Annotated in this window: 9 protein-coding genes; 3 read left to right on the plus strand and 6 right to left on the minus strand. The window is 42.5% G+C overall.

The features are described 5' to 3' along the window. Complete coding sequence (locus tag HC733_RS18210; RefSeq protein ID WP_190366429.1) at positions 1-2286, minus strand: aminotransferase class V-fold PLP-dependent enzyme; 2286 nt, start codon at positions 2284-2286, stop codon at positions 1-3. Between the two features lie 307 nt (positions 2287-2593). Here HC733_RS18210 and HC733_RS18215 point away from each other — a divergent pair, with 307 nt between their 5' ends. Continuing rightward, positions 2594-4474, plus strand: coding sequence for a S8 family peptidase (locus tag HC733_RS18215; RefSeq protein ID WP_190366430.1), 1881 nt, complete (start codon positions 2594-2596; stop codon positions 4472-4474). A gap of 69 nt (positions 4475-4543) precedes the next feature. Here HC733_RS18215 and HC733_RS18220 read toward each other — a convergent pair whose 3' ends face one another. The 4 genes from HC733_RS18220 to HC733_RS18235 form a co-directional block, all read right to left on the minus strand. After that, positions 4544-5035, minus strand: a complete 492-nt coding sequence (locus tag HC733_RS18220) for a hypothetical protein (protein ID WP_238937614.1) — start codon at positions 5033-5035, stop codon at positions 4544-4546. Between the two features lie 44 nt (positions 5036-5079). After that, positions 5080-5796: a DUF4336 domain-containing protein gene (locus HC733_RS18225; RefSeq protein WP_190366431.1), complete on the minus strand. Its 717-nt coding sequence runs from the start codon at positions 5794-5796 to the stop codon at positions 5080-5082. A gap of 150 nt (positions 5797-5946) precedes the next feature. Further along, a complete protein-coding gene (locus tag HC733_RS18230) occupies positions 5947-6420 on the minus strand; it encodes a VOC family protein (protein WP_274602042.1) in 474 nt (157 codons plus the stop codon). An 84-nt stretch (positions 6421-6504) separates the two neighbouring features. Further along, a complete protein-coding gene (locus HC733_RS18235; protein ID WP_190366433.1) occupies positions 6505-6951 on the minus strand; it encodes a GNAT family N-acetyltransferase in 447 nt (148 codons plus the stop codon). 54 nt (positions 6952-7005) lie between these two features. Here HC733_RS18235 and HC733_RS18240 point away from each other — a divergent pair, with 54 nt between their 5' ends. Then, positions 7006-7440, plus strand: coding sequence for a hypothetical protein (locus HC733_RS18240; protein ID WP_190366434.1), 435 nt, complete (start codon positions 7006-7008; stop codon positions 7438-7440). Positions 7441-7564: 124 nt separating this feature from the next. On the opposite strand, the gene HC733_RS23450 is transcribed toward HC733_RS18240, so the two are convergent. Beyond that, entirely contained in the window at positions 7565-7693 is a 129-nt protein-coding gene (locus HC733_RS23450) for a hypothetical protein (protein WP_274602040.1), read from the minus strand. A gap of 513 nt (positions 7694-8206) precedes the next feature. Here HC733_RS23450 and HC733_RS18245 point away from each other — a divergent pair. Beyond that, complete coding sequence (locus HC733_RS18245) at positions 8207-11059, plus strand: TonB-dependent receptor plug domain-containing protein (RefSeq protein WP_190366435.1); 2853 nt, start codon at positions 8207-8209, stop codon at positions 11057-11059. The last annotated feature ends 240 nt before the right edge of the window (positions 11060-11299 follow it).

Below are 11299 nucleotides of genomic sequence, written 5' to 3' on the forward strand. Positions count from 1 at the left end.
TTAAAATGATTGGCAAAGCGCGTAGCCGCCTTTGAGGTGTCCTACATTTTCAAATCCTAAGCGGGCAAGCGCATTTGCCGCTACTTGTGAGCGACTGCCACTTCGGCACACTAAAATAAGCTCTTGTGATTTATTATGTTGCTGCTGGCAAATAAAATCAGTTAAACGCGTCAGTGGTACGTTCATATCAAATTCTTGATCATGATTAAGCGCATACTCGTGAGGCTCACGAATGTCGATTAATTTTATCTGCGAATTGTTCTTTAACTTTTCTTTCAATTCAGGTCCGTTATATTCGTGCAAATGCTTCTTAGAGCATGAACCAGTAAACGCACCACACATGATCTCTTCACCCTTTTGATCATTAATGTTTTTGTCTAACTCAATCTTACGTTCAACAAATTGCTCAACGCTAATTGCGTCATTTAAAACGTCATTTAACAGCGAGTTCCTGATTGCTTCTGCTTTAAAATTGGTAACAAATTCATTGTGATAGTCATGGCTTGGGCAAAGTAAGCTTTGCTCTCCAACCAGTGTCGCCAATGACTGCAAACTTTGATACATCTGTTTGGCATCACTGGTCGAAAAATTAGTTCGACCAAGGCTACCCATTAACACTAAATCGCCGCAAAAAACGTAACTGATATCAAGCTCACCACTTTGCAACTTGTTTTTGTCGCACAACACCAAAGAGATACTGTCTTCAGTGTGCCCTGGTGTGGCGATACGAACTAAATATTTGTCACCAATCGAGATTGCTCCAAAGTGGCGCTTGGCCAATTCAACCTCGATTGTTTCTAAAGGCCACCCTAAATAATCAGCATGTTGATTAGTTAAATGTGCTTGCGCTAGAGCCACACGCCCTGATTGATGATCGGCATGACCATGAGTATCAATCGCTGCAACTAATTGCAACTGCTGACACTGTAAAATGGTCAATAAGCGATTGCTTAGCTCTGGTAATGGGTCAATGATCACAGCGGTTTTAGTTACTGGATCAGCATATAACCAACTGCAACTGCCACCCACTTTAAATTGCACCAAGCCTTGTAGCTGGGTTTTTTCGTCGATGTTACCCGTCGCATTGAGCAAACAGCTATGACCTAGCGCTTGTGCACAGTGATGAATACGGTCGCAGGCTTGATCAATTTGCTGTTGAGTAACCGCGGGGCCAAATGACATTCTAATTGCCGACTCGCTTTGCCAAGCAGGCAATCCCATTGCATCAAGCACAAAGCTGCGGGTTACTTTTGAGCTACAGGCAGAACCTGAACTAACGCGAATATTGGCCGCATCAAATAAATCCATGATCTCTTTTGAGCTAAAACCTGGAATCGCAAAATTCAGCGTAGTCGGAACGCTATTAGCAAAATCATGATTAAAAACCACGGTTGGAAAAGCATTTTTTAACGCAAGCGCCAACTGAGAGCGGAACAACTGTAGCTGACCTGCATTGGCAAACACGCCATCGCCATTGTCTAACAGCTCGTCAAAAATCACATTTAAAGCCGCTAAGCCCGGCAGGTTTTCGGTGCCAGAGCGCAACCCGCCCTCTTGTCCACCACCGGCAATGAAAGGAGTAAAAGGCGCGCCTTCGCGAATATACACAAAGCCAATGCCCTTAGGTGCATAAAGCTTGTGGCCACTAAATGGTGCGTAGTCAATGCTGGTATTGGCTAATTCTAAACAGCGCTTACCCAGAGCTTGAACACAATCGACCATCCAGAAAACATCGGCATTGTGGCCTCTAATTACCATTTCCAGCGCTGATAAGTCTTGGTAAACACCGGTTTCATTATTCACCGCCATGGTGCAAATCATCAGTGCATTGGGTACTTCTTTTGCGATGAAATCGTAGTCAAGCGTGCCTTTTTCATCAACAGGAATTGCCTTTATGTCAGCGTCGATCTCAAGTACTTTGTTCCAATGTTTAAGCGACTCAGGCACCGCTTTATGCTCAGTAGCACCATATAAAATACAATACTGCTTATGTGCTCGCATTTTACTTTTTGCAGCACACAACGCAGACAAAATGCCGGTTTGGATCCCTTCTGTTGCACCGCTGGTAAAAATAACCTGTCCAGAGCCTGCCCCCAATACTTGTACCGCCTTACGACGTGTTTCATCCATAATTTGCTTTGCTTGCAAGCCACTAATATGGCTGCTGCTAGGGTTACCAAACATTGTTTCCATAGTAGACAAAGCCGCTTTTGCAGCCTTTGGCAATACAGGTGTAGTGGCATTTGCATCTAAATATATTTGGCTTAGTGCTTGTTGCTCAGACATGACAGGACCTTTCTTTATATCGAACCCAACAGTTATAACAAAAAAGAATAACTAATTACTTATTGCTATATTAGCAAGTTTGGGTGCTTATTCAACCATTAATTTTCGAATAAAATCGTGCAAAGGCTCTAGCTATCAGCTTTTCAAAGAATTGCTTTAACAATCATACGCTAACTTCCTTATAACATTTATTGTACATTTTAGGTTAATCTAAAGTTAAAAAATTATAACAATAGAGTTTATTTTTTGTTCGTTTTCAGTCATCGTAAATGTGAATCCACTCAAAACAACATGTAAAGGAAATAATATGACAAAGCTAAGCACTCTCACTTTAGCAGTTACTTTAGGTCTTGCTGCAACACATAGTTACGCAGCAAAAATGTTACCCGTTCAAGCTGATAAAGCGATTGAAGATAAGTATATTGTGGTATTTGATACCCCAAGCGTTATTGATCCAAAAGATGCAAAACGCATGAATGCTTATCTCCATGCACAAGGTAACGATTTAGAGACCAAGTACAATGTGCGTGTAGAGCGTAATTTTGGTACTGCACTTAGTGGCGTACTTGTAAAAGCCAACAAGAGCCAAATACATGCCATGTTAAATGACGGCAACATCAAATACATTGAGCAAGACCAGATTGTTTCGGTTGAGCCAATGGTTGATGTTAAAGCAGACCAAAAAATGGTTGAGATCCAAGGCGACCAAAACAACGCGGTTTGGGGTTTAGACCGTATCGATCAGCAAGACTTACCACTTAACAATGTATACCACTATGACTACGATGGCTCTGGTGTTACTGCCTATGTAATCGATACTGGTGTATTAATCAGCCACAATGAATTTGGTAACCGCGCAAGCCATGGTTACGACTTTATCGACAACGACTCAGATGCAACCGACTGTAACGGCCACGGTACTCACGTAGCTGGTACTATTGGTGGTTCAACTTACGGTGTTGCCAAAAATGTAAACGTAGTTGGTGTACGCGTATTAAGCTGTAGCGGTTCAGGTTCAAACTCTGGTGTTATCGCAGGTATTAACTGGGTGAAAAACAACGCCAGCGGCCCATCAGTTGCAAACATGAGTTTAGGCGGCGGTGCGTCTCAGGCAACCGATGATGCGGTAAACAATGCGGTAGCATCTGGTATTAGCTTTGTTGTAGCAGCGGGTAACGATAACAGCAGCGCATGTAACTACTCGCCAGCGCGCGCCGTTAGCGCTATCACTGTAGGTTCAACTACAAGTAGCGATGGCCGTTCAAGCTTCTCAAACTATGGTACTTGTCTAGATATTTACGCGCCGGGTTCAAGCATCAAATCAGCTTGGTATAACTCAAACACAGCAACCAATACTATCAGCGGTACGTCTATGGCATCTCCGCACGTTGCTGGTACTGTGGCATTATACCTAGATGAAAACCCAAGCCTAACACCAGCTCAAATCGACCAAATGCTTAGTGATAAGAGCGCGAAGAACAAGATCTCAGATGCTAAATCTGGTTCACCAAACGAGTTGCTACAAGCGGCAGCAGGTCCAATTGTTGAACCTGATGTTACTGAGTTATTCAGTGGTCAAGGCCAAGCGGTGTCTGGCGCAACAGGCTCAACAAGCTACTTCAAAATTGACGTACCAGCAGGCAGCAATGCACTATCGTTTGTGCTAGGCGGCGGTACTGGTGATGCTGATTTATATGTTAAGCAAGGTAGCATGCCAACAATGAACGATTACCAATGTCGTCCGTACAAAAATGGTAATGCAGAGCAGTGTGACTTCGCTAACCCAGCAGGTGGCGAGTGGTTTGCAATGTTACACGGCTACTCTTCATACAGCGGTGCAACATTAACTGCGACAGTAGGCGGCGACACAGGTGGTTGTGGTAGCAACTGTCTACAAAATGGCGTACCAGTTTCAAACTTATCTGGTACTTCAGGCCAGCAATTAAACTACACCATTGAAGTACCTGCTAACGTGACTTTAAATGTATCTATATCTGGTGGTAGCGGCGATGCAGACCTTTACGTTAAAAAAGGCTCAGCACCAACACTATCTAGCTACGACTGTCGCCCTTGGAAAAATGGTAACAGTGAAAGCTGCTCATTAAGCTCAGGCACAGGTGGTACATACCACATTATGCTAAATGGCTACAGCAGCTTCTCAGGCGTGAGCTTAGTCGGCCAATATTAATAGCTGTATTTTAGTTGTCATAAAAAAAGCCCCAGCAATTTAGCTGGGGCTTTTGTGTTGGGACTAGTGTTATTCTTTAACTGGCTTATATAGGCCATCAAATACCGTTTGCCATGACGCTTGCTGGTCGATTTTGTTTTGCCATAGTTGACGTACCGAGCCATCTTTATTAGCTGTCCAAGTTATCCGCTCATGTACTTGCTGACCCGCTTTGTTTTTACGAATACCCTCGAGCACCATTGCGCCATCTACCACGTTACCTTCAAGTGTTAACAACAAACCTGAATTATCGACCCACGTTTGATGCCATACATTGCGCGTTGCGTCATACGTATTTAGACTCTCTCCAGAGAACCCAGATGGCGTTGTATAGTGCTCTTTAATCACGCAGCCATCATGAGACTTGCTTATGTCATTGTGCCCAGCAAGCTTGTTATCTGGGGTATACACCTGCCACTTGCCTAACCAAAAATCAAACTGGGTAAATGCTTTGTCATCGCACTTGGCAAAACCCCCAAAGCTCAAGCATAAGCCGCCTAAAGTCATTAATATACGTAACATGGCTTTACCTCTTAACTATGACAAACCAACCGTAATTTATACCGTTAGTAATGTTGTTCCGTTCTTATTTCTTTGGGATGTAACCAGTCAAATGAGCGATACAAAAATTTTACTGCATCTTTATAAACAATCTCTCCATGAGACATAATGATTGTTTTTGGTTGCCACGCAATCATGTTTTCTACATGCTCCCGCGCCAAGTCTTTATGAAACGAAAAGCTCAAACGCCAATCAAGCGGGGTTTTACCATTGGGCGCAATAATACCCGCAAATTTTGCTAACCAACTTTTTGGGGGTTCAAAAGCGTTTTCAGAGAAGTTTTCAATTAAGTCTGTGACGATTAAGGTGTGTGACGGGCGGTGAAAAAATACCGCTTCTTCCATTGCAGGCGAACCTGTAAACAATAATTGAGTAATATCATCAGGCCAAGGTGGCGAAAACTGCTCAGTTAGCGTGTCATCAAATGTGAGGTCGCTGCGCTTTTTAATCACTTCGGCGGTCCCTAAAGTGGTTGCTTGAGGAAACTGCAGTTGCCAATCTTTGACATATAAATGATGTAATTCATTTGGTGCGATAAGATATTTCACCTCACCAAGCGACTTAATATTACTCAGCACATGGACATCTAGTTTGATAGGGCTATGCACCCATAGCGACTGATCGGCAAAGCGTACTACCGTCATACGTGTGGTATAGGGAAGCGAAAAATACGACACCGCTTCTCCGTCAAAAATCCAAATGTTATCAGCTATTTTCTTCATAATACTCTCCTTAGACGTTACTCCTGCTAGTCAAAACTCCTTCACTATCAGGTGAGTAATCAAAAATATCAATCTGACACTCAGCACATTAACCATTACTTTATTAACACACACTTAAGACAAAAGTATGTACCTCAGTTAAAAGCGAAGTTAGCCATCTTGTTGTTTGCTCATGACCTCTTCCATTGCTTGCATAATTTGCTCACTACTTAAGTCTTCTTTATGAGTGGCAATGGTCCAAACATGACCAAATGGGTCTTCTAAAGTACCTGCCCTGTCGCCATAAAATTGGTCATGCACTGGGCGTATTTCTTTACCACCAAGCGCCAACGCATTGGCAAACTTACTGTCAACATCATCCACATACAGCATAAGACTGACGGGCGTGCCGCCAAGTGAGTGAGGGTCGTCAAAATGAACCTCAGCACATTTGTCGCTGAGCATAATATGCGAGTCACCAATTTTTAGCTCAGCGTGTGCTATGCCCCCATCGGGAAGTGGCAGTTGGATCACCAACTGTGCATTAAAGGCTTGTTGATAAAACATAATGGCATGAACCGCCCCATCAACAATCAAGTAGGGGGTGATACTGTGGTAACCTTCAGGAATTGCTGGTGTGGCCATCATATGCTCCTACCAAAAACGCATCCTTTGAGGTTAGTTTAAAACGGCTATATTTTCATCTAAACGTTGTAACGCGAGTTTGGCTTAAGATAAGCTCATAGCGACTTTTTCAATGCCATGTGATGGGGTAAAACGTTTGGTTATTACAAACCCATGTTTGCGATACAGGCGGATAGCGGGCTCATTAACGGCCGCAGTCTCTACAATGGCTTTGCTTGTAGCAAACGCGCTTAACACATAACGCATCAGCTTATCGGCAATGCCTTTTCTAAAAAACACTGGGTCTACAATAAGGCTATGAATATCTAGCGTTTGCTCGACAATCTCAATTTCGATTACCGCAGCAAGCTGTCCATGCTCCAAAAAGCCATAAAAATCAGTATGAGCGTTGCTAATCTCTTTTGCCGAGCGAGACAGTGGTGGAAAGTGATCTGTGCCAATCAACTGCGCTTCAATTTTATACGACTGCTGAAAAACAGTATAAATCCTCTGCGCTTCATCACTATTCTGGTGAGCGAGTTTGGCTATCATATTGATCCCTAATTATTATTTTATAGTCTGCATTTAAACACACTATACTGGATAATGAAGTTCAAGAACAAAGATAAGACTTTTACTTATTATTGCCTTGGCTTGCGAGAATCTGCTTTTCAACCAGAGGAATTCACCACCCAAGTGCCGTGTTTAATGAGTTTGAACTTAAACGTGCTAACGACTGCAAAACCGCAACCGGTCAGCCATGCCAAACACTGCTATACAGCGTATCTAGTCGATTCTGAAAATCTCGGTTTTTCAGAATCGACTAATTATTTTGATGAACTTTATATTTTAGATGAAGAGTTACTTGAAAAAGTAAATCAATTTCTAATATTTAATCAGTCCCTTTCAAGCTTACATATTGAGGTAAACTTTAAAAACCAACCTGAACAACAGTTTGATGCATGGATTGCAAGGCTAAAAGTTCAATGCGAACATAGAGCATCTATCTACAAGCACCTGTTAGAAATTGCTGCATCATGACTTAGGCGTAAATATGCTTGTATTTCTGCAGTGGCCTTTCGCCAAGAGTCTTGGAAAACCTTTAGTTAGATTTTCAGTTATCTTCGGTTAGATACCAGACAAATACGCAACGCGCTAAGTTGAACTAATTCATCATTTTTTCAAATGGCGTGGCTTTGCCACTTATCCGACCTACTGTGATGTAATCGCAAGCTGAATAAGCCAAAGGGCGCCAGCCAACATGATTAAAGCCACAACACGCACCTTTTAACATGTTTTATTCTTAACTTTTTGTGTATTCGCAATATTGTATTAATCACTCTTTCGTGCAGCGCATATGGTTGAGTTGTTAACAAACCCAGCTCGATTTAAGGTATTTTCACCAAATTCATGATGATACGCTTATTGCTTTAAATTAAATTGCCAAATTTATTATCCCGATAAATAAATTAATTAATAAGCACTGCACAGCAAACATTAAAACCCCAAAACCAGTTAACCTTTACAGTTCATTTTGTTAACATATTGTTTTTGCCACAATAAAGCTTACTCAGCAAATTTTCTGCCATTTAAAGAAGCACACTACTCATTTTAAACGTATTTTATATTACTTTTAAATATACTAAATTCTAAAATAATATTTGACATTATTAGTTTTTCTCAATTGATGACGTAATTATGTTCGGTACACTTCGTCTTGAATTAGATGGCTGGCTGTCTTTGCGTGTCTTCGCAGCTAATTCCCCCACTTATTAATAATAAAAAAATAAATTATCAAGGGATCCCTATGACCTACAAATTGTCACCAGTTCAAAGTGCAATAACGACGGCACTACTTATGATGTCTGGCACAAGTTTTGCCGCTGATGAGGCAAATAAAACCGATAACAAACAAGAAGCACAAGAGATTGAACGCGTTGCCGTTACCGGCTCACGCCTTTTAAGGCCAGAACTCACCTCTTCTTTACCCATCACCACAGTGACCAGTGAAGATATTGCCCTAAGTGGGCTCACCTCTATCACCGATGTGTTTACGCGATTACCCGCCATGAATGGTCATCAAGTATCCATTGATGAAAACTTTGGTGCAGATGCTCGAAACAATGACGGCAGGCAAAAAATTCAACTTAGGGGCTTAGGCTACGCGCGTACTTTAAACTTGCTCGATGGTGTGCGTATGGCCGCCGATACCGATGGCTCGGTCGATATTTCGATTATTCCAACCACCATGCTAAAAAGAGTCGACATTAAAAAAGGGTCGGCGTCTGCAATCTATGGCTCCGATGCCATTGCAGGGGTGGTTAACTATCAATTACTCAAAGACTTTGAAGGTATTAAGCTCAGTGCCTCAACGGGGATCAGCGAATACAATGACGCGCCCACTCACACCATCAGCTTTGTAGGCGGTTCAAGTTTTGACAATGGCGGATTTACTTTGGGTATTGAAGCTAAAAAAATAGGCACCTATAACCGCGGTTCTCGCAGCTTTTACTACCCAGATCGCAGCTCACATAAAATTCATGGGATTTTTGAGGGGACTAACTTTTTGAGTATTTATGGTCCCGATGGCAACTTTACTTATGCTGATTGCGACCCAGATACAGCCACAGCCACTTATTACATGATGCATCGAAACAATGGCACCGATGGCAGCGATTTATCTGACTTTTCACCATACTCGGCAACCTACAAAGGGCAAGTAGGACAAGCATGTTGGGAGTTAGAAGAAATAGCCCAAGAAGAGGCCGAAAAAATATACAAAGAGGCGCATGGTTATAACTTCCAAGGTGAAACACTCGATGCCTCAAAAAGAACCGAGTACAGCATTTTACTCAACACCTATTATAACTTTACCGACACCCTAGAGGGCTCTTTTCAGCTGCTTTATGCCGATAAAGAAAACTACGCACAAGAAGCGGCAGCGCTAGTATCGGGCCTGTTTGTAAGTAAAGATAATGAGTTCAACCCATTTGGTCGTGATGTACGAATGAATCGTCGTTTAACTAACCTTAATAAGCGCAATACCACAACAGTAACAACCCCTTTGCATGTGCGCTTTGGTTTAAATGGCGAGCTATCTGAAAGCTGGACTTGGTCAACAGACTTAGTACACAGTAGTTACGAGGCTAAAACAACCTACCCGGCGGCATTAAATAGAACCCTACTGCAAGATAGCCTGAGTGGCCCCGAGGTATGTTTGCCAGAGAATAATTGCTCTGCGCTTAACCCTTTCTTAGATTTAGATAAGCTCAATAGCGAACTGATAGATGCCATTATGATTGAGGGCATTTGGACTGAGCATAAAGCCACCACCAATACCTTTAACTTAAGCGCTGTAGGGGATGTATACGAGCTACCAGCTGGTAATATTCAAGTGGCGCTAGGCATTGAATATCGCACCGAAGAGGCCAGCAACAAGTTTGACGACGTGCGCGGAAAATACAAGCTAGTAGGTAACTTAGCGCAAGAAGAAAGCAACATACCACCAAAGCGTAAAATTAAAGAAGCCTACATCGAAACCAGTATTCCGATACTTGAAGATGCTTACCTTGCAAAACATTTAAGCATTGAATTGGCGATGCGCTACTCAAACTACAGTGATTCAGGCTCATCAAGCACACCATCGACCAATATTTACTGGAAACCAGTGGACGAGTTGATGGTTCGCGCAAACTACTCAGAGGGTTTTAGAGCCCCTACGCTGTTTGACTTATATCGTGGCCGAGAAATACTCACTGATAGATGGTACTCAAACTCGTCAGATCCGTGTAGCAAAACCGGCTGGGAGCAACTAGCGCTGTGTAAGAGCTTTGGTGCCAGAGTAGCTGAGGCCGAGCCTTATCAGTGGTCGTTTGAAATGGGGGGCAACGAAAACTTAAACCCAGAAACATCCACATCGCGTAATATCGGCTTGGTGTGGACACCAGATTATCTCAAAGGATTTACGGCAACGTTAGATTTTTGGAAAGTCGATATCGAAAACGCCCCAGAGCGCTTAACACGGGTAATGCTGCGCGAAAACGCGCGCACCAATGGTGAGTTATTTGCTGATTTAATCCAGCGAAATCCTACAACCCATGTGCTTGAGCACTATAAGAGTATTATTATTAATATCGGAAAAACTCGCTCTCAGGGCTACGACTTAGACTTAAATTACACCTTTCCTGAAACGGCAATTGGTCAGTTTAGAGCCAGTTACTCATTGGCTGAGATCACACGCGGTGAAAATCAGTACTTAGGTGATGACGAATGGACACCCTCTATCGGACGTTACAATAATTTAGAGACTAAACAATCGTTTGGCCTATTTTGGAACAAAGAAAACTGGAGCTCTTCATTTACCGTTGCCTATGGCAGTAAAGCCTTTAACTCCGATGAAGATGACACGCTGGATTTAAGCGATGTGGCTGAAAAAGACAAATACCGAGTAGCCAGAGAGTACGCCAGAAGTTGGTCGCCCTCTTATGACTTAAAAACCTTTACCCTTGGTTATGATGCCGACGAATATGGCCGCTTTAACCTCACCGTGCAAAACCCGTTTGGCGAAACACCGCCATTTTTGGATGATGCGCGTGGCTATGACCGTGGACCAAACCCAAGAGGGCGTTACTACACCTTATCTTGGTTTAAAGAGTTTTAATATGCACCCATAGTCAATTTAAGTCGTGGTCACGCATATTGGCCACGACTTGGTTGCCAGTCAACAGATAGTTTTACTTTAAATGCTTTTTTATTTTAACTATTTGCAAACACAATAAGCGTAATTAGTCGATTCTGAAAAACTCGGTTTTTCAAAAAACTGAGGTTGTTCAATTTGGATTGCTATCTTTAGATTCGGTTAACCATCTAACGTTATTGTTGTTGATTTTCACGTGCCAAT

The sequence above is a fragment of the Pseudoalteromonas sp. S16_S37 genome, assembly GCF_014694405.1.
Lineage (GTDB): Bacteria > Pseudomonadota > Gammaproteobacteria > Enterobacterales > Alteromonadaceae > Pseudoalteromonas.